The organism is Pseudactinotalea suaedae, assembly GCF_009733815.1.
In the GTDB taxonomy this organism is placed as follows: domain Bacteria; phylum Actinomycetota; class Actinomycetes; order Actinomycetales; family Beutenbergiaceae; genus Pseudactinotalea; species Pseudactinotalea suaedae.
Genome location: NZ_WNXY01000009.1, coordinates 112,336 through 132,298 on the forward strand (window position 1 = coordinate 112,336; position 19,963 = coordinate 132,298).

The window sequence follows — 19,963 nt, forward strand, 5'->3', positions numbered from 1 at the left end:
GTTCAGCTCCGCTTGTTGACCACGTACAGGTGCACCAGCGACAGCACCGTATCGCCGTCCTGGTTGGTGACCGTCACCCGCTCGTCGACCCGACCCAGCTCGGGTCGGCGCGGGTGGTCGGTGACCTCGATGATCTCGGCCTGCACCGTGATGCTGTCCCCGAGGAGCACCGGCTTGATGAAACGGATCCGGTCGTAGCCGTAGCTCATCGCCTGCGGGTTGACGTCCCCGGCGGTCATGCCGACCGCGATCGAGACGATCAGCGTGCCGTGCGCGATGCGGCCGCCCAGCCCTGCCTGGATCGCCCAGCGCTCGTCCATGTGGTGCGGGAAGAAGTCACCGGTCTGCCCCGCGTGCAGCACCACGTCGGCCTCGGTGATCTGGCGGCCCAGCGTGGACCGCACCTCACCCACCCGGTAGTCCTCCAGGTAGCGGTCAACGACCTGCATCTGCTGCTCCCCACGCTGCGAACAACTGGTCCAGGTCCTCGAGCACCGCAGCTGCCGGCTCCCGCCCGGTCAGCCCGCGGTGCACCCGCTCGCACGCCGCGTCCTGCACGTGCATGTAGCCCGGGTGCTGCGGCCGCAGGCTCGCGGCGTCGAGCGTGGCGCGGGTGTCGCGGAAGAAGTCGTGCGTGAGGGCGTTGAGCGCGTCGTCCTCCCACGCCGCCACGTGCCCGGGCTGGCCACCGCCGGTCGCGTAGACACCGGCCTGCACCTCGCCGGTCGCCGCCCAGGTCGCGAACGCGATCGCGTCGTCGCGGTGCGCGCTTCGCGCCGACACCGACAGCCCGGCGCCGCCCAGCATCGAGCCGCGCGGAACGCCGTCGATCGCGGGGATGTCGGTCCACCGGACCAGGTGCTCGCGGAACCCGTCGCGTGCGTAGTTGCTGTACCCGTACAGCAGCGGGGCGTAGGCCCACCGGTCCTCGGCCGCCATCGCGTCGGCCACCTGGATCGGGTTCATCGCCAGACACTCGGGCGGAACCAGGTCGCGCAGCTGCCCCAGGAGGTCCCACGCCTGCCCGAAGGCCACCGGGTCACCGAAGCCGGAGCGGCCGGCGTCGGATCCCTGCAGACCGGAGGTGAGCGTGAAGGTCGAGGCGAACGCGTCGATGGGCTTGGAGGGCCAGAGCACGACGCCGGCGCTCGCCAGCTCGAGCACCTCCTCCCACGTGCGTGGCGGCTCGGGCAGGAGGTCGGGACGGTAGGCCGCCACCTGCGCGGCGGCGTCGATCGCGAGCCCGTACCGGGCGCCCTCCCAGCGATAGCTGGCGTCGCTGCGCCCGACGAACGCGCTCGGCCCCTCACCCTCGGGCAGCGCGGCCAGCAGCCCGGCGTGGGCGGCGTGCGGGATGTGCGGGTGGTCGATGACCAGGAGGTCGTAGGTCTCGCACAGCGCCTCCAGTCCCTGGTCGGCGAAGGCCTGGAGCGACCGCGCCTCCCAGGTGATCTCGACGTCGTGCGTCTGGGCGTAGGCGCGCGAGGCCGCCACCACGCTGTCCCGGCCGCGCTCGTGGTCCCACGTGATGCCGCGGAGCCGGGTGGTCATGACACGACCTCGGCGGGCGTGGGAGCCAGCTCGCTCCGGACGGCCTCGGTGTCGGCGCCCAGCGTGGGCGCCGCCCGCCCACCCCACAGCCGCTCGCCGTCGACACGGATCGGCAGCCGCGTGGTGGTGACGTCGGTCGTCGAGCCGTCGGCCTCGTCGCGTCGCAACGTCTGCACCATGTCGATCGCGCGGAAGCCGTCGTGCTCCACGAGCTCGTCGATCGTGTGCAGCGGTGCGCACCAGACGTCGGCGGCGTCGAGGACCTCCAGCCACGCCGCGGTGGTGCGGGTCCGCAGCCGCGCGGCGAGCAGCGTCTCGATGTGGCCGCGCTGCTCCCACCAGGTCTCCGGCTCGGTCATCTCGACCAGCTCGGGGATCTCGAGCAGCCTGCCGAGCTGGGGGACCGGGTTCATCGCGATCGAGAGGTAGCCGTCCGCGGTGGGGTACACCCCGTACGGGGCGGGCAGGTAGGTGTGGGCGCTGTGCGGACCGCGCGGGCGCGGGGTGATCGCAGCCGGCTCGGTCAGCCGCACCGAGAGCATCTCGAACTGCAGGTCGAGCATCGCCTCCAGCAGCGAGGTCTCCACCTGGCCGCCGACGCCGGTGCGCGCCCGCCGCAGCAGCAGTGCCGTGATGCCGTGCGCGAGGTGGCAGGAGGCGAGGTGGTCGGCGATCGAGATGCCGAACGGGCTGGGCTCGGGGTCGGCCTGCAACCACGGCAGCCCGGAGATCGACTGCGCGAGCAGGTCCTGCCCCGGTCGGTCGCGCCACGGGCCCTCGTTGCCGTACCCGGTGATCGACCCGTAGACCACGCCGGGGTTGACCTCCTTGACGGTCTCGTAGTCGAGCCCGAGCCGCGTCATCACACCGGGCCGGAAGTTCTCCACCACGACGTCGGCCTGCTCCACCAGCTGCCGCACGAACGCGAGCTGCTCGGGGTCCTTGAGGTCGGCCGCGACGCTCTGCTTGCCGCGGTTCATCGCGTGGAACGACACGGTGTCGGTGCCTGCCCGTGCGCCCGCGAACGCGAGCCCGCGCCCGATGTCCCCAGAACCGGGGCGCTCGATCTTGATGACGCGGGCGCCGAGATCGGCGAGCCGGAGCGCGGCGACAGGTCCGGCCAGGAACTGGCTGAAGTCGAGGACGAGGAAACCCTCCAGCGGCCGAGGCAGTCCTGGCGAGGGAACGGTCATGACTGCTCCAGGGAGAGGTCGTGGGCCACCCGGACGGACTGACCGGGGGCGATGTCGAGCACACGCTCGTGAGATCCGTGGACCACGCGCACGGTCCGCGGGACCGGGTGGTCGGACGAGATGCGGGCGCCGGTGAGGGCGCCGCCGCGCCACCGCATGTCGACGACCAGGCCGCCGCGGGCACGCAGGCCGCGGACCTCGCCGTCGGGCAGGTCCGGCGGGAGCGCCGGCAGGAGCTCGAGCACACCGGCGTGCGAGGCGAGCAGTGCCTCGGAGATCGCGGCCACGACGCCGAGGTTGCCGTCGATCTGGAACGGCGGGTGGGCGGAGAACAGGTTGCGATACAGACCACCCCGCCACCGGCCGCCGGTGGGACCGGGCTCGATCTCGACGCTGCGCCGCACGAACAGGTCCAGCAGTCGTTGCACACCCTCGGGGTCGCGCAGGCGGGCGCGCATCGCCATCTTCCACGCCAGCGACCACCCGGTCCCCTCGTCGCCGCGCGCGTCGAGGCTGCGCCGGGCCGCGTCCGCGATGTAGGCCGACGGCGACGCGTCGGTCGGGTGCACACCGACCAGGTGGACGAGGTGCCGGTGTCGCGGGTCGACCATCTCCTCGACGTCCGCCCACTCCCGCAGCAGGCCGGCGCTGTCCACGCCGATCTGGCGGATGCGCGGCAGCGCCTCGGCGGCCTCCTGGAGCAGCGCCTCGTCCGCGATGCCGTAGGTCTCCGCGAGCCGCAGCAGCGAGCGGAGCAGACCGCGGCTGAGCTCGAGGTCCATGGTCGAGTCGGCGGCGACCGAGGAGCCCCGTGCGGTTCCGGCGACCGCGAAGCGGTTCTCGGGGGAGGTCGAGGGTGAGGTGCCGAGCGTGCCGTCGGGGCGGGGCTCGAGCCAGTCGAGCACAAATCTCGCGGCACCGGCCAGCGTGGGCCAGAACCGTCGGGCGGCCTCCTCGTCGTGGCTGAAGGTGAGCCGGTCGACCATGTGCGAGCTCAGCCACACCCCGGCGAACGGCCAGAACGCCCAGGCAGGGTCGTGCGTGCCGTCGCCCATCGGGTCCACGAACGCCCAGATGTCGCTCGCGTGGTGCGCGACCCACCCCTGCGAGCCGTAGACCCGCTCGGCGGGCTCGGTGCCGCGCTCGGCGAACGCCTCGATCAGGGCGAACAGCGGCTCGAGGCACTCGACCAGACCGGTGGTCTCCGCCAGCCAGTAGTTCATCTCGAGGTTGATGTTCATCGTGAAGTCGGAGCTCCAGGGCGGCTGCATCTGCTGGTTCCAGATGCCCTGCAGGTTGGCGGGGGTGCCACCGGGCCTGGAGCTGGAGATCAGCAGGTAGCGGCCGTACTGGAAGAGCAGCGCGGCGAGCTCGGGGGCAGCGCCGACCCGCGCGGTCTCACCCTGGGCGACGGCCTCGAGCAACGCGTCGGTGTCGGCCGGGGCGTCCACCGCCGGCTCGGGACGGTTGCCGAGCCGCAGCTCGGCGCGGTCGTAGAGAGCGCGGTGCGCGGCGACGTGCTCGCGCTCCACCTGCTCGAGCCCGGCCGCCGCCGCCTGCTCGACCAGCTGCCTGGCCGCGGCGAGCGCGGGTCCCGGGTCACCCGAGGGGTCCTGCCCGAGCCGGGTGAACGTGGTCCGCACCGCCATCACCAGGGTCGCCCCGCCGTCGACCTCGATCACGACGCCGTGGGGCGCTGTGCGGGCGCGGACCTCGCCGCCCAGCGCGCGCATCACGACCGCCGCCTGCACGCCACGTGGATCCTGCGCCCACCGGATCGGGTCGGGCTCGCGCTGGAAGCCGGGCACCACGTCGTCGGGAGCACGAAGCACCATCCAGGCCTCGCCGTCCTCGGCACCGGACTGCTCGAGCCGCAGCGGTGAGTCGAGCGTGAACGCGACCGGCTGGCCGCTCGACTCGACCTGCACCACCATCACCTGGTGCGGCGCGCTCACGAAGACCCGCTGCGTCACGGTGCCCGCCGGAGCCTCCGCCCTGGTCCAGGCGGTGGCCGCCTGCAGGTCGAGCCCACGCGCGTGACGTCCCGACGGAGCGGTGACCGTGTCGTTCGCGGGCACGACCTCGGCCTGCGGCGAGGGTTCGTGGACGCGGCCGATCGTGCGGCGCAGCCGAGCCAGGGGCTGGAACGACTGCGGATAGGAGTGCTGGAGCGCGTGCAACGCCTGCTCGGCGGCGACGTAGTCCCCGGCCGCGACGGCCTCGCGCGAGGCGGCGATCGCGGCGGCCGCGACCTCGCTGGTGACCGGGTGCGGCTGCGGCCTGCGGGGCGGCCCCGACCAGACCGAGCCGTCGTTGAGCCAGAGCAGCTCGTCCTCGACGCCGCCGTAGACCATGGCAGCGAGACGGCCGTTGCCGACCGGCAGCGCCTCGACCCACTCGGTCGCGGGGCTCGAGAACTCGAGCCGGTGAACCGGGTGCGCCACGGGCCTCGCCGGGTTCGGCACCACCTCGGACGAAAGCTCTGACGACACTGTCCACTCCGGAGAATCGATTTTACTGGTGGCCCACACGATAGACCGTGTCGACGCGATTCTGGCAACCCCGCCTAAATTCGTTGTCACAGTGCGGACACGGGGGTTGCATGTCGGGCGCTTCCGTGGCTAGCATCCGGACAAACGATTCACCTGACGACGAGGTCACAGGTGCGCAGACCGCCCCGCAACGGTGCGCCGCCAGGCCTGAACATCGAGAGGAACCCCCAGGGTGCAGACACAGGTCTGGGTACACCGATGACGCCGACACCCATACCGGCTGCTGCGGTGGCGACCCGTCCGTCGGTCGGTGACCGCGGACGGCCAGGTCGGCTCCGCGCATCGATCCGCCGGCGGTGGCAGCTGTACCTGCTGGTGATCCCTCCGCTGCTGTACTTCGCCCTGTTCAAGTACCTGCCGATGGGGAACGCGGTCATCGCGTTCAAGGACTACAACATCATCGCGGGCATCTGGGCCAGCGACTGGGTGGGCCTCGAGCACTTCGTGCGGTTCTTCGGCAACCCGATGTTCCAGACGGTCGTCAGCAACACGTTTCTCCTCAGTCTGTACGCGCTGATCGCGAGCTTCCCGATCCCGATCATCCTGGCGCTCGCGCTCAACGAGGTCCGTGGACGGTTCTTCAAGCGCACGGTCCAGATGGTGACCTACGCGCCGTACTTCATCTCGACCGTGATCGTCGTCTCGATGGCGATCCTCATCCTGTCCCCCCGCATCGGGCTCGCCTCCGACCTGCTCGGGTTCTTCGGCGTTCCGCAGACCGACTGGCTGGCGAAGCCGGACTTCTTCCGCCACGTCTACGTCTGGACCGAGGTCTGGCAGACGGCCGGCTACTCCGCGGTGATCTACCTCGCCGCCCTCGCCAGCGTCGACCCGGGCCTGTACGAGGCGGCGAAGGTCGACGGCGCGAACCGGCTGCAGAAGATCTGGCACGTCGACCTGCCGAGCATCATGCCCACGATCGTGGTGGTGCTCATCCTGTCGGTCGGCAGCATCATGGCGGTCGGGTTCGAGAAGGCGTTCCTGCTGCAGAACCCGCTGAACCTGTCGCAGTCGGAGATCATCGCGACCTACACCTACAAGCTCGGCATCCTCAACGCCGACTTCAGCCTCGCCACCGCCGTGGGCCTGTTCAACTCGGTGATCAACCTGGCGCTGCTCCTCGGCGTCAACACGATCTCCAAGCGTGTCACGGGGAACGGGCTGTGGTGAGCGCCGTGACCGTGGCCGAGAAGAAGGGCGAGCCGACGCAGGCGCCCGCAGCCGCCGGCCGGCGCACCCGACCGACCAAGGTGCGCGAGTCCCTCGTGGACAGGCTCTTCCTCGTCGGCGTCTACGCCCTGCTGATCACGTTCCTGCTCGTGGTGCTGCTGCCGCTGCTGTACATCGTGGCGAGCTCCTTCAGCAGCCCTGCCGCGGTCTCCGCCGGCCGCGTGTTCCTGTGGCCGGTCGAGTTCACGCTGCGCGGCTACGAGGTGGCGCTCTCGAGCCCGAAGATCGTGCGCGGCTTCACGAACTCGCTCTTCTACACCGCTGCGGGGACGCTGATCAGCGTCACCCTCACCGTCATGCTGGCCTACCCGCTCTCGCGCGCGGACTTCGTGGGCCGCAAGGTCCTCACCGGCGCCGTGGTCTTCACGATGCTGTTCGCCGGCGGCATGATCCCCACCTATCTCGTGGTCCAGGCGATGGGGATGCTCGACACCCGATGGGCGCTGCTGATCCCCAACGCGGTGGCGGTCTGGCCGGCGATTCTCGCGATCACCTACTTCCGCACCGCGATCCCCGACGAGGTGCGCGAGGCCGGCGAGCTGGACGGCGCCAGCGACCTGCGGATCCTGTGGACGCTGGTGCTCCCGCTGGCCACACCCATGATCGCCGTCATCGCGCTGATGTACGCGATCGTGCAGTGGAACTCCTACTTCGACGCGCTGATCTACCTGCGCGACGAGAGCCTGTACCCGCTCCAGCTGGTGCTGCGGAACATTCTCATCCTCAACACCGACGGCGGCGGCGACGCGACCTCGGCGCTGGAGCGGCAGCAGCTGGCCAACCTGCTCAAGTACTCGCTCATCGTGATCTCGACGGTCCCGGTGATGCTCATCTACCCGTTCGTGGCGCGCTACTTCACCAAGGGGCTGCTCCTGGGCGCCGTGAAGGGTTGATCGACCTGTCGGACGCCGTCGAACGTTGACGGCGGCGGCCATACCCCCCGCAGTACCCGCCACCACCCGGTGGCGTCACCTCACGACGAAGAGAGAGATAGATGACACGTCGAACCCGGAGTGCGACGGCGACCGTCGCCGTCGGTGTCAGCGCCGTTGCCCTGACCATCGCCGCCTGTGCCCCCGGCGGCGGCGGTGACGGGGGAGATGGCGGCAACGGTGGCGGAGGCGCCGACGACGGCGTCATCACCATCTTCAGCCAGCAGGGCGCGGACTCGGACCTGAACACCAACGAGTTCACGCTCTTCCTGGAGGAGGAGTTCGACGTCGACCTGCAGTTCGAGACGACCACCTGGGACTCCGCCTCGGCGGGCGAGGCGCGACAGATCACGCTGGCGAGCGGCGACTACCCCGACGCCTTCCTGCTGATCCCGTGGGTCAACCAGTTCTCGCAGGCCGAGCTGATCAAGCTCGGCGACCAGGGTGTGATCCGCCCGCTGAACGACCTGCTGGAGGAGAACGCCCCGAACCTGCAGGCAGCCTGGGAGACCACGCCGGAATGGGAGGCCCTGTCCACGGCGCCGGACGGCAACGTCTGGGGCCTGCCGCAGTGGAACGACTGCTTCCACTGCACCTACCCCTCGAAGCTGTGGATGAACTCGGCCTGGCTGGACGCCGTCGGCCTGGACCAGCCCACCACACCCGAGGAGCTCCGCGAGGTGCTCACGGCCTTCAAGAACGAGGACCCCAACGGCAACGGCCAGGCCGACGAGGTGCCGCTGTCCGGTACCCCGGGTGCGAACTCGGTGCTGCCGTTCCTCATGAACCCGTTCGTCTACGTGCCGACCTCGACCATCAACGGATCGGTACCCGCCTCGCTCGCGCTGCGCGACGACACGGTGACCCTGCAGCCCACGCTCGACGGCTGGCGCGAGGGCCTGCGCTACGTCAGCTCGCTGTTCGCGGAGGGCCTGATCGACGAGGCTGCCTTCACGCAGAACCAGGACGCCCTGCTGGCGCTGGGTGACGTCGCGGGCGACCCGATCCTGGGAGCGGCCACGGTCGGGCACCCGGGCGTGTTCGTGACGGTCGGTCAGGAGGACGGCCGCGACAAGCAGTACGACGCGGTCCCGCCGTTGACGGGTCCGAACGGCTCCCCTGCCTCGGAGCTGCTGTCCTCGGTCGCCGGTGCGACGTTCGTCATCACGAACAACGCCGGTGACGAGGAGGCCGCCAAGCTCGTGCAGATCATGGACTGGATGGTCGACTTCGACAACCACCTGCGCGCCGAGTTCGGCGAGGAAGGGACCGCCTGGGACTACCCCGCCGAGGGTGACGTCGCGCTGGACGAGACGCTCGAGCCGCTGTTCATCCGGTACCGCCTCAGCGGGGCCGAGGCGACGCAGAACGCCAACGTGGCCTGGGGTCCGCTCGCGCAGTACTACGGCAGCGCTGAGTTCCGCGGCGCGCAGGTCGTCCCTGAGGACGTCTACGACCTGGCGGGCTACGAGCGCCGCCTGTTCGAGGCGACCCTCCCCTACGCCGAGAACAGCCCGTCCGAGGCATTCCCCTACTGGAACCTGTGGGTCCCCGAGGAGCAGTCGGCGGACCTCGCCACGGTGCAGACCAACGTCGAGGCAGTGGTGCTGCAGGCGAGTGCCGAGTTCATCACCGGTGTCCGTGACATCGAGAGCGACGCCGACTGGCAGGCGTTCCAGGACGCGCTCGTCGCCAACGGCAGCGAGCAGTACGTGCAGATCTACCAGGAGGCCTGGGACGCGTCGAAGTAGTCGCGAGCCCTTCTCACCGGCGGCCCGGGTGCGCACAGCACCCGGGCCGTTCGTCGCGCTGTCCAGACTGCCTGGCTGGGATCGATGTCATAGGCGTCGGCGAGTTCGTCCCGCATGCATGGGGCACGCCACATCACGGCCGGATCACGATTTCATCAGCGCCAGGACATCTCTTGTCGGGGTACCTTCGGTCAGGTACCGTCCCGATGTGGGATGGTTCCCACATCGGCTCACGGCGTCACCCCACACCGATCGGCGATGACGCCACCGGCAGTGCCCGAAGGGACATGCAATGAAGCAACCTGGGAAGAGGTTCGTCGCCGTGCTCGCTGGTGCGGGCGTCCTCGCCGTCGCGGCCTGCGGAGGCGGGAACGGCGGCGGTGGCGGCGGCGGCGGTGGCGGCGAGGAAGCCGAGTTCTCCACAGAGATCTCCGGCGAGCTCGAGCTGTGGGGTTTTGAGAACGCGGACGAGGTCGCGCAGTCGCGGATCGACCTCGCCGAGGAGGTGGTCGGCGAGTCGGGCGTCACGCTCGAGCAGGACAACTCGGCGTTCGACGCGCAGAAGTTCACCACGCTCGCCGCGAGCGGCGGCCTGCCGGACATGGTGCTGATGGATCGGCAGTTCGTCGCCACGTACGCCGCACAGAACCTGATCCTGCCGCTGGACGCGTGCTTCGAGGCCCAGGGCGTCGATCCGACGTCGTACTGGTACCCCCAGGTGGTCGCGGACGTGACCTACCAGGACGAGGTGTGGGCGGTGCCGCAGTTCTACCAGCCGCCGGCGATCCTGCTGAACACCCGGGTGCTGGACGAAGCGGGCATCACCCCCGAGCAGATCGACACCTCCGATCCCGCCGGGCTGGTCGCCGCTGCTGAGGCGATGACGGTTCTCGAGGGCGGCATCCCGACCCGGATCGGGTTCGACCCCCAGGGCGTGAGCAAGGCGTCGCTGTGGTTCTTGAGCTACGGCGGCGGGATCATCGACGACGAGGGCATGCCGATGATCGACGACCCGGCCAACGTGGAGGCCGTGGAGTTCCTCACCGAGCTCTACGACGCCCAGGGCGGGTACGCGAACGTCAAGAGCTTCGTCGACAGCTTCGACGTGTTCGGCGACAACAACTCCTACGTCGCCGACCAGGTCGGCGCTGCCGTGTTCGACCAGTGGTACGTCAACGTGCTGACACCGTACGCGGAGCAGGTCGAGATCGGCGGTGTGCCGATGATGTCGCAGGACGGGCAGCCGATCACCGCGGCCAGCGGCTCGTCGTTGGTCATCCCGACGGCGTCCGACAACCCCTCGGCCGCGTGCGCCTACCTGATCGCGCTGACCTCGCTGGAGGCCTGGGAGGCCGCCGGGGCGGCACGCGCCGAGACCACCGCCGCGGACGCGTCCCGGTTCGGCATCAACGCGGGCCTGTTCACGGGCTCGCCCGAGGCCGACGAGTCGATCCGTGAGCAGTACGTGCAGGAGACCGACTTCACCGGTTTCAACCAGACGATCGCGACCTACTACGACGTCGCCGCGAGCGGTGAGTCGTTCGGGTCCTCCCCCGCCGGCCAGCAGATCCAGACGGAGGTGCAGAACGCGGTGACCGCCGCGTTGCTCGGGGAGCAGGAGCCGGCGGCAGCCCTCGCCGCGGCCCAGGAGGCAGCGATGCGTGCCTACGACCAGGCTGTCGCCGGGCAGGGCTGACAGGCAGGTCGCAGGCAACGGCTGAGTCCTCGGGGGAGGCTCACCACCAAGACTCAGGGCGGGCACCACGAGGTGCCCGCCCTGAGTCATGTCCGCCGCCCGCACGGGCCAGCCGGGCTCGCTCAGGCCGGCTGATCACGGTCCGGGAGGGGAGGGATCAGCCCTTGCGGCCCTGGGTCGCGATGCCCTGGATGAAGTAGCGCTGCCCGAACGCGAAGAGCACGAGCATCGGCAGCGTGACCAGCAGCGAGGCCACCATCACGTACTGGTAGTCGCCGTGACCGCCCGCGGTGGGGCTGTACTTCACCATGGCCGAGGCGATGCCGAGCGGCACCGTGTACTGGTCCGGGGAACCCGCGTTCAGATAGATCAGGGCCGCCTGCAGGTTGTTCCAGCTCGCCTGGAACTCGAACAGGAAGATGATGATGAACGAGGGCACCGAGAGCGGGAAGGCGATGCGCCAGAACATCCCCCAGTAGCTCAGACCGTCCACGCGGGAGGCCTCGAAGGTCTCACGTGGCAGCCCGAGGAAGAACTGCCGCTGCATGAAGATGTAGAAGGCGCTGCCGAACAGGTTCGCCCCCCACAGCGGCACGTTCGTGCCCACGAGCCCGAGGTTGTTCCAGATCAGGTACTGCGGGATCAGCGTGACGGCACCGGGCAGCATCATCGTGGCCAGGACGAGCCCGAACAGGAAGCCGCGCAGCGGGAACCGGAAGTAGGCGAAGCCGAAGGCCACCAGCGAGCTGGAGACCGTCACCAGCACCGCGGCCGCCAGCGCGATGAACACGCTGTTGCCGATCCAGTTGAGCAACGGGAGCTCGTCGAAGACCTTGGCGTAGTTCGCGGGCTGCCAGGTGAGCGGGATCAGGCGGTTGTCGAACACCTGCCCGCGCGGCTTGAAGCTCGCGGCGAGCAGCCACAGGAACGGGTACATGAACATGAAGGTGATCCCGATGAGCAGGATCCACCGCACCACCTGACCGACCTTGCCGCCCGTGCTCAGCGGGGCGTCGTCACCGCGGGCGATCCGTCGGCGGCGCCCCGGTGGCGGCGGCGGCGCCGGTTCGGTCAGCGACCCGACGACGGCCGGCACGCGATCCTTCGTGGTGACCATCAGCGCTCGCTCTCGTAGTACACGAACCTGTTGCTCAGCCGCACCTGGACCACGGAGATCACCATGATGATCACGAAGATCAGCCAGGCCATGGCGGAGGCGAACCCGAAGTTGAACTGCCGGAACGCCTGCTGGAACAGGTAGACGCCGTAGAACAGCGACGCGTCCGGGGCCGCCGCGGTGTTGTCGCGGTAGAAGAGCAGGTACGCCTGGTCGAACACCTGCAGCGCGGCGATCGTCAGCACGATGAAGTTGAAGAACAGCGCGCCGGAGATCATCGGCGTCGTGATCGAGAAGAACTGCCGGACCTTGCCGGCGCCGTCCAGCTCGGCGACCTCGTACAGCTCACGCGGGACGTTCTTGAGCGCGGCCAGGAAGATCACCATGGTCCCGCTGACCGCCCAGAGCGTCATCAGCACGATCGACGGCTTGATCCAGCCCGGGTCGAGCAACCACTGGGGACCCTGGATGCCGAGCGCGGCGAGCCCCCTGTTGATGGCTCCCTGGTTGCCGTTGAGGAGCAGCAGGAAGACGGAGGCGGTCGCGACCGCAGGCGTCATCTTGGGCAGGTAGAAGACCGTGCGGAAGAACCCTGACCCGAAGCGCACGCTGTTGAGCAGCAGCGCCAGCGACAGCGCCACGATCAGCTCCAGCGGCACCGCGAGCACGGCGTAGAAGAGCGTGTTGCCGAGCGCGAGCATGACCTTGGGGTCCTCGAGCAGCAGCTCGTAGTTCGCGAACCCGGCAGGGTTGGCGGTGTTGGTCGCCAGGCTGTAGTACGTGAAGGAGATGTACAGGCTGTAGAGCATCGCGCCGAGCGTGAAGATCAGGAACCCGAGCAACCAGGGCGAGATGAAGGCGAGGCCGGCGAGCGCCTCGCGCCTGTTGTACTTGCGCTGCTTGATGGGCGGCCGCGGTGCTTTCCGACGCGTGTCGCTGGCCGGGGAGGCGGTCATCGTGATCCTGCGCGCTGTCGCAGGGGTCGCCTCTCGCTGCCGATCATCTGCCACCCTCCCTGGACTGCCTCGTCCGTGATGTGGTAACGATTCCACACATCGCTCGCCGACTATAAGCCCGGGGTTGGGGCGACGCAACCACTCCTCGGCCTCCCTGGTCCGGACGCCGTGGATGTGGGAACGTTGTCACCCGGAGGCGAACGATGACGACGACACTGCAGGCGATCGCCCGGCCCTCGGGTGGGCTGGCGATGGTGGCGATGGATCAGCGCGAGAGCCTTCGTCACATGTTCGACCAGGCCGGCGCAGGCCGTGTTCCCGACGGCGTTCTCACACAGTTCAAGCGGGACGTCGCGATCACGCTCGGCGAGCTCGCATCGGCCTTCCTCGTCGACCGCGATCTGGGCGGCCTGGAGATCCTGGCCGATCGGCTGCTCCCGCCCAGCTGCGGCTTCATCCTCGCGACCGACGCCCTCGAGCAGCGACCCGGCGGCCCGGTCGAGGACACGGCTCTCGACGACGGCGCGGTCGCGGCGGTCCGCGACGGGGTCGACGCGATCAAGCTGCTGCTGATCTGGCGGCGCGACGAGCGCCGGGATGCGCGGATCGACCTCGCCCAGCGCTTCATCGCCGCGGCGCGCGAGCACGGCGTGCTCTCGGTCCTCGAGCCGGTCGTGCGTGCCGCACCCGCCGAGGAGAGGGACGGCAGCTGGGACATGGACGTCGCGATCCGTGAGGCAGCCGCCGAGCTGAGCGCACTGAGGCCCTCGCTGACCAAGGTGCAGGTTCCGCTGGGCGGCGCGGGCGAGCCGGCCGAGCAGCAGGCTGCGAGCGACCGGCTGGCTGCGGTGATCACCGGACCATGGGTGGTGCTGTCGCAGGGCGTGCCCCAGAACCGGTTCGCGCCGGCCGTCGAGGCTGCGTGCCGGGCCGGCGCCAGCGGCTTCCTCGCCGGTCGCGCGCTGTGGAGCGACGTCGTCGGCGCCGCGGACGTGCCGACCGCGCTCGCCGAGCGCTCACGACCACGCCTGGAGCGGCTCACGGAGATCGTCGACACCTGTGCCCGGCCCTGGCAGGACGTCTGAGCGGACCGGCGTCGCCGCCCGCGCCACCGAAGTGGCGCTCGACCCTCCGGACATGGGATCGTTGTCAGGCAAGGAGGAGGGATGTCCAGAAGGTGGCATCCGCCCGGACCTGCTGACGGTGTCGACCACGCCCTGCACGGTCCTGGTGAAGGAGCTTCGACGAGCCCACACGGCCGTCGGAGCGCCCTGTCACGCTCTCGCCATCGCTCGCTCCGGCGTGCGTCCCGGCGCGGCCACGGCCGCGCTCGTGACCGCGCTCACCCCCGAGCGAGGAGTCCCCAGCGTGATCTTCGACAGCGCGGCGCCGCCCGCGCCGGCGCCATCCTGCAGCCGACCCGACAGCGGGCGGGTGGTGTCGTGATCGAGGTCGCCGAGGGCGTCTACCGGATCCCTGACACCTGCCACGTCTACCTGATCCGCAGCGAGACCGACCCGACGTCCGGCATCTGCATCGACTTCGGTGCCGGCGAGGTGCTCGACCACCTCGCCGAGGTGGGCATCGAACGCGTCACCGATGTGCTGATGACCCACCACCACCGCGACCAGGGTCAAGGGCTCCCACGCGCCGTCGCCCACGGCGCCCGCATCCACGTGCCGCCGGTCGAGGTCGAGCTGTTCGCCGCCGTCGAGGAGATGTGGCAGACCCGCCAGCTGGACAACGACGACAACCTGCGGCAGGACTGGTTCTCGCTCACGAGCTCGGTGCCGGTCGCCGGCACCGTTCCCGAGTACCGCACCGCCGACTTCGGCGGCACGGCGATCACCACGATCCCGACGCCGGGTCACACGGTCGGTTCCGTCGCCTACCTGCTGGAGCGCGGCGGACGGCGGCTGGCCTTCAGCGGTGACCTCATCCACAGCCCGGGCAAGGTCTGGTCGCTCGCGGCGACCCAGTGGACCTACACCGGTCGCGAGGGACCCAGCTATCTGGCGGTCAGCGCGGTCCTGCTCGCCCGGCGTGAACCCGACCTGCTGCTGCCCTCGCACGGCGACCCGATGGACGACCCGCGGGCGGCCCTGGGCCTGCTGGCCGAGCGGATCTCGGAGTACGCCGAGAGCCGCAGCGAGCACGCCTTCGACGGCCTCAGCAAGCTCGACGACCCGTTCGTGGTCGTCACCCCGCACCTGCTGCTCAACACCTCGTCCTGGATGTCGGCGAGCTACGTGCTGCTCTCGGAGACCGGGGAGGCGCTGCTGATCGACTACGGCTACGACATGTTCTTCGGCTCGGCCTGGGGCAACGACCGCTCCTCCCGGCGTCCGTGGCTGGAGTCGCTGCCGGCGCTGCGCCGCCGTCATGGTGTGCGCCGTGTCAGCGTGGCGATCCCTACGCACTACCACGACGACCACGTCGCAGGCATGCCGCTGCTGCGCGACGTCGAGGGCACCGAGCTCTGGATCCCGGGGGCGGTGGCGGAGGTCCTCGCCGATCCGTGGGCGCACGACCTGCCGTGCCAGTGGTACGACCCGATCCCCGCCGACCGCGTGCTCCCCGACGACGGCACGTTCGAGTGGAACGAGTACACGATCGGCGTGCACCCCCAGCCGGGCCACACCATGTACGCCGTGGCCTACAGCCTGAGCGTCGACGGCATCGACGTGGTGTTCACCGGCGACCAGCAGGAAGGCATGGGCGGACCCGACGGCGCACGTGGCAGCCACGGCCGCGACGTCCTCAACTACCAGTACCGCAACCGGTTCAGGCTCGGTGACTACGTCGCGTCCGCACAGCTGTACCGTCGGCTGGCGCCGGGTCTGCTGGCGAGCGGGCACTGGCAGCCCCGCACGGTCACGGCCGCCTATCTCGACTACCTCGCCGACGAGGGGCAGGCGCTGGATGCCCGCCACCGCGAGCTGCTGCCGCTGGACGACCTCGACCTGGGAGCCGACGGCGCGGCGGTGCGGCTCAGCCCGTACCGTGCCGCGATCGAGGTCGGGGAGGAGCTCACGATCACGGCGCGCGTGCGCAACCCGTTCTCGGACTGGGCCGCGGTGCTGGTACGGGTGGTGCCGCCGCGGGGCTGGCACGTGGTCGACGGCGAGCGCAAGCTCGAGCTCGACGGGCACACCGAGGCCGAGACCGTGCTGACCGTGCGAGCGAGCACGGCGGGGCGCCGTCAGCCGGTCGCGGTCGACGTCACCGTGGGTGAGGTCAAGCTGGGGCAGCAGGCCCATGTCGTCGTCGATGTCTGGAAGGGGCAGCAGTGAGGAACGACGGAATCGGCGCCCGCCGGGCGACGATCAAGGAGGTCGCCGAGGCGGCCGGGGTCTCGCGCTCCACCGCTTCGCGCGCGCTGTCGGGCACCGGGTACGTCGCCGAGAACGTCCGCTCCCGGGTCCGGCTCGCTGCCGAGGAGCTGGGGTACGTGGTCGACGCGACGGCACGGAGCCTGAAGCAGCAGTCGAGCCGCCTGATCGGCGTGGTGGTGAGCGACCTGCGGAACGCCTTCTACTCGGCGCTCGCCGCGGGTGCGGCGCGCGCCTGCCGCAGCGCCGGCTATACGATGGTGCTGCTGGACGACTGGGGCCACGAGGACGACGAGACCTCGGCGGCCGAGACGTTCGTCGCGCTGCGGGTCGCCGGCGTCGTGGCCACACCCGTGACGGCGACGCTCTCGCGGTATCTCGTGCGCCACCGCATCCCGGTGATCGAGGCGGACCGCCGGTTCTCGGAGGACACCGTCTCGGCGGTCGTCGTCGACAACCGGGCGGCCGCGCGCGCCACGACCGAGCACCTGCTGGCACTGGGCCACCGCCGGATCGCGCTGCTGCTCGACGAGACCGAGTGGACCACCGGCAACGACCGGCGCGAGGGCTACACCGACGCGCTGAGAGCCGGAGGACACGCGATCGACCCCCGGTTGGTGGTGCCCACCGGGTGGGACGCCGAGGCGGCTCGTCAGGCTGCGACCGAGCTCCTGCAACGGCCTGACCCGCCGACCGCGGTGTTCGCGGCGAACAACCTGCTCGCCGAGGGCGCCTGGCGCGCTGCCGCCGACCTCGGCATCGCCGTCCCGGACCGGCTCTCGCTGGTGGCGTTCGACGACGCGTCCTGGATGTCGATGGTGAGCCCCGGCGTCACCGCGGTGGTGCAGGACCCGGAGGCGATCGGCGCGCTCGCCGTCGGCGCGCTCATCGACGAGCTGCGCGGCGAGCAGGAGGCACCGCGGACCGTCGTCGTCCCGACCCGGATGATCCGGCGCGGCTCGACGGCGATCCCCGCGCTGCTGGACACGCGAGCCGGGGCGTCGGCATGAGTGGGGCACCGCTGTCGAACGCACCCTCCGGGCCGCAGCCGCGCGGCCTGCCGGCGGGTGTGCGCCCCGCGGCGACACCGGACCGCACCCTGCACATGGTCGGCAACGCGCACCTCGACCCGGTGTGGCTGTGGCCGTGGCAGGAGGGGTACGCCGAGGCGCGCGCGACCTTCGCCTCCGCGATCCAGCGGATGGAGGAGTACCCGGACTTCGTCTTCACGTGCGACCAGGTCGTGCTGCTGTCCTGGGTCGAGGAGTCCGACCCCGAGCTGTTCGAGCGCATCCGGGAGCGCGTCGCCGAGGGTCGCTGGGTCAACGTGGGCGGCTGGTGGGTGGAGCCCGACTGCAACATGCCGATGGGTGAGTCCTTCGCCCGGCAGGGCCTGATCGGCCAGCGCTACCTCGCCTCCCGGTTCGGCAGGATGGCCGACGTCGGGATGAACGTCGACCCGTTCGGTCACCACGCGATGCTCCCCCAGATCCTGCGGCTGCAGCGCATGGACAGCTACGTCTTCATGCGGCCCGGCCCGCACGAGGCCGACGGCTCGGCGCACACGCTGTTCTGGTGGGAGTCGCCGGACGGCTCACGCGTGCTCGGCTACCGGATCCCGTTCGAGTACTGCAGCCCGCCGGGCGACGTCTCCTGGCAGACCGAGAAGGCCATCGCCCAGCTCGACCGCGGGCTCGGCGAGGCGATGGTGTTCTACGGCGTCGGCAACCACGGCGGCGGACCCACCAAGGCCAACATCGACTCGATCCACCGGTACGACCGGATGGGTTCGTTCGGGAGGATGCGGATGTCACACCCGCGCGCGTACGTCGACGAGATGACCGCCCGGGGCGAGCGGTTCCTGGACTCGCTGCCGGTGCGACGCGACGACCTCCAGCACCACGCGCCCGGCTGCTACTCGGCCCACTCGGGCATCAAGGCGTGGCAGCGCAAGGCGCAGCAGACACTGCTCTCGGCCGAGCGGTGGGCAGCGGTGGTCGCGTTCCACGACGGCCTGGACTACCCGCGGGACGAGCTCGAGCACGCCTGGAAGCAGGTGCTGTTCAACCAGTTCCACGACGTGCTGCCGGGCTCGGCGATCGAGTCCGCCTACGACGACGCCCGCGACCAGCTCGGTGAGGCGATCGCGATCTCCAAGCGGATCATCACCCGCGCCCACAACGTGCTGGCGCGGCAGATCCCGATCCCGCTGGTCGAGGGCACGCAGCCGGTGCTGGTCTTCAACCCGCACCCCTGGCCGGTCAGCGCCGACATCGAGCTGCAGTACGGCGTGCAGCCCACCGGGGTGCACCTGGTCCCTGAAGACGATGGCGCGCAGGTGCCGTCCCAGACCACCCAGTCGGTGGCGACGACGTCCGACAAGGGGCGCGGCGCCGTCGTCTTCCGCGCGGAGGTGCCCGCGCTCGGGTACCGGACCTACCGGATGCTCTCCGGGCCGGGCGCCCCGCCGGCGACCGGGCCGCTCACGGTCACCGAGACCCTGCTGGAGAACGAGCATCTGCGGGTCGAGATCGACCCGACGACCGGCGACGTCGCCTCGCTGCTCGACAAGCGCACCGGGACCGACGTCGTCGGACGTCCCGAGCGCGCGCACACCCAGGTGTGCGAGGACCCGACCGACACCTGGGGCCACCGCGTGATCTCCTACGCGTGGGAGGGCGCGCCCATGCAGCTCGACCGCATCGTGGTGCGCGAGAGCGGGCCGCTGCGAGCACGCCTGCGGATCGAGCGGACCTGGGGCGCGTCCCGGCTGATCGAGGAGCTGCTGCTGGGCCACGACGCGACGACGCTGCGCGTGGACGTCACGCTCGACTGGCGCGAGCAGGCACACCTGCTCAAGCTCCGCTTCCCCACCGCGCTGACCGAGCCGCGGGCGACCTATGAGATCCCCTACGGCGAGCTCGAGCGGCCGGTCGACGGCGCCGAGGAACCCGCGCAGACCTGGGTCGACCTGACCGGCACCATCGGGGGCGCACCCGCCGGGCTCACGGTGATCGCGACCAACAAGCACGGCTGGGACGTCTCGCCGGACGCCTCGATCGGGATCACCGCGGTGCGCAGCCCGGTGTACTCCTGGCACGACCCGCGACTGCTCGACCCCGAGGGTCTGTACACCTTCCAGGACCAGGGCACGCAGCGCTTCAGCTACCTGATGGCGCCGCACGCGGGCGACCACCACGAGGTCGAGCCCACCCGTCGCGGGCAGGAGCTGGGTCAGGCGCCGCGCGCGATGCTGGAGTCCTCCCACGACGGTCACCTGCCGCTGACCCACTCCTTCGTGGACGATCGCGGTGGACCGGTCATGGTGACGGCGGTCAAGGGTGCCGAGGATCCCGGCGAGGCCGGCGACGACCTGATCGTGCGTGCGGTCGAGACCCGCGGGGCGAGCGCCCGGGCAAGCATCGCGCTCCCGCTGCTCGACCGCACGCTGGAGGCCGAGTGGGGTCCGTACCAGCTGAGGACCTTCCGCGTGCGCGCCGACGGGGAACCTGTCGAGGTCGACCTGCTCGAGCTGCCGCTGACCTGACCCGCGCGAGCCGCCAGCCGCCAGGGTTGTCCACCGGTGCGGCCCGATGCACCGTTGTCCACAGCAGGGTCCCGACTGCGGAGCGTGCGTCACCGGGATCTCCCAC

Annotated in this window: 14 protein-coding genes; 8 read left to right on the forward strand and 6 right to left on the reverse strand. The window is 70.5% G+C overall.

Annotation, left to right across the window (positions count from 1 at the left end; translation table 11 throughout):
• Window positions 1–2: 2 nt before the first annotated feature.
• From GPA04_RS15360 to GPA04_RS15375, 4 genes are read right to left on the reverse strand one after another with little or no spacing between them, the layout of a single operon-like run.
• A complete protein-coding gene (locus tag GPA04_RS15360; RefSeq protein ID WP_156225077.1) occupies window positions 3–449 on the reverse strand; it encodes a MaoC family dehydratase in 447 nt (148 codons plus the stop codon).
• Window positions 436–1,551 (reverse strand): extracellular solute-binding protein, encoded by a 1,116-nt coding sequence (locus GPA04_RS15365; RefSeq protein ID WP_156225078.1) that lies wholly within the window; start codon window positions 1,549–1,551, stop codon window positions 436–438. Before GPA04_RS15365 ends, GPA04_RS15360 begins: the two co-directional genes overlap by 14 nt.
• Entirely contained in the window at window positions 1,548–2,744 is a 1,197-nt protein-coding gene (locus tag GPA04_RS15370) for a CaiB/BaiF CoA transferase family protein (protein ID WP_156225079.1), read from the reverse strand. Before GPA04_RS15370 ends, GPA04_RS15365 begins: the two co-directional genes overlap by 4 nt.
• Window positions 2,741–5,188, reverse strand: coding sequence for a glycosyl hydrolase family 95 catalytic domain-containing protein (locus tag GPA04_RS15375; protein WP_162458634.1), 2,448 nt, complete (start codon window positions 5,186–5,188; stop codon window positions 2,741–2,743). The genes GPA04_RS15370 and GPA04_RS15375 overlap by 4 nt, the downstream gene beginning before the upstream one ends.
• A 306-nt stretch (window positions 5,189–5,494) precedes the next feature.
• Between GPA04_RS15375 and GPA04_RS15380 the strand changes: the two genes are divergently transcribed.
• From GPA04_RS15380 to GPA04_RS15395, 4 genes are all read left to right on the forward strand, one after another.
• On the forward strand, window positions 5,495–6,466 hold the full coding sequence (locus GPA04_RS15380; RefSeq protein WP_156225081.1) for an ABC transporter permease: 972 nt from the start codon (window positions 5,495–5,497) through the stop codon (window positions 6,464–6,466).
• Window positions 6,463–7,419, forward strand: coding sequence for a carbohydrate ABC transporter permease (locus tag GPA04_RS15385; RefSeq protein ID WP_206674247.1), 957 nt, complete (start codon window positions 6,463–6,465; stop codon window positions 7,417–7,419). The genes GPA04_RS15380 and GPA04_RS15385 overlap by 4 nt, the downstream gene beginning before the upstream one ends.
• Before the next feature lie 101 nt (window positions 7,420–7,520).
• The gene (locus tag GPA04_RS15390) at window positions 7,521–9,209 is read left to right on the forward strand and encodes a type 2 periplasmic-binding domain-containing protein (RefSeq protein WP_156225082.1); all 1,689 of its coding nucleotides are present in this window, start codon (window positions 7,521–7,523) and stop codon (window positions 9,207–9,209) included.
• Window positions 9,210–9,501: 292 nt separating this feature from the next.
• On the forward strand, window positions 9,502–10,905 hold the full coding sequence (locus GPA04_RS15395) for an ABC transporter substrate-binding protein (RefSeq protein ID WP_156225083.1): 1,404 nt from the start codon (window positions 9,502–9,504) through the stop codon (window positions 10,903–10,905).
• A 157-nt stretch (window positions 10,906–11,062) separates the two neighbouring features.
• Here the strand turns inward: GPA04_RS15395 and GPA04_RS15400 are convergent, their stop codons facing one another.
• Both GPA04_RS15400 and GPA04_RS15405 read right to left on the reverse strand, forming a co-directional pair.
• The gene (locus GPA04_RS15400; RefSeq protein WP_156225084.1) at window positions 11,063–12,022 is read right to left on the reverse strand and encodes a carbohydrate ABC transporter permease; all 960 of its coding nucleotides are present in this window, start codon (window positions 12,020–12,022) and stop codon (window positions 11,063–11,065) included.
• On the reverse strand, window positions 12,022–12,984 hold the full coding sequence (locus tag GPA04_RS15405; protein ID WP_170299368.1) for a carbohydrate ABC transporter permease: 963 nt from the start codon (window positions 12,982–12,984) through the stop codon (window positions 12,022–12,024). The genes GPA04_RS15400 and GPA04_RS15405 overlap by 1 nt, the downstream gene beginning before the upstream one ends.
• A 197-nt stretch (window positions 12,985–13,181) precedes the next feature.
• Between GPA04_RS15405 and GPA04_RS15410 the strand changes: the two genes are divergently transcribed.
• From GPA04_RS15410 to GPA04_RS15425, 4 genes are all read left to right on the forward strand, one after another.
• Window positions 13,182–14,063 carry a hypothetical protein gene (locus tag GPA04_RS15410; RefSeq protein ID WP_156225086.1) on the forward strand — a complete coding sequence of 294 codons (882 nt, stop codon included), beginning with the start codon at window positions 13,182–13,184 and terminating at the stop codon, window positions 14,061–14,063.
• A 357-nt stretch (window positions 14,064–14,420) separates the two neighbouring features.
• Window positions 14,421–16,271: an MBL fold metallo-hydrolase gene (locus GPA04_RS15415; protein WP_241680835.1), complete on the forward strand. Its 1,851-nt coding sequence runs from the start codon at window positions 14,421–14,423 to the stop codon at window positions 16,269–16,271.
• Complete coding sequence (locus GPA04_RS15420; RefSeq protein WP_156225088.1) at window positions 16,268–17,320, forward strand: LacI family DNA-binding transcriptional regulator; 1,053 nt, start codon at window positions 16,268–16,270, stop codon at window positions 17,318–17,320. The genes GPA04_RS15415 and GPA04_RS15420 overlap by 4 nt, the downstream gene beginning before the upstream one ends.
• Window positions 17,317–19,857 carry an alpha-mannosidase gene (locus GPA04_RS15425; protein ID WP_156225089.1) on the forward strand — a complete coding sequence of 847 codons (2,541 nt, stop codon included), beginning with the start codon at window positions 17,317–17,319 and terminating at the stop codon, window positions 19,855–19,857. Before GPA04_RS15420 ends, GPA04_RS15425 begins: the two co-directional genes overlap by 4 nt.
• Window positions 19,858–19,963 lie beyond the last annotated feature (106 nt).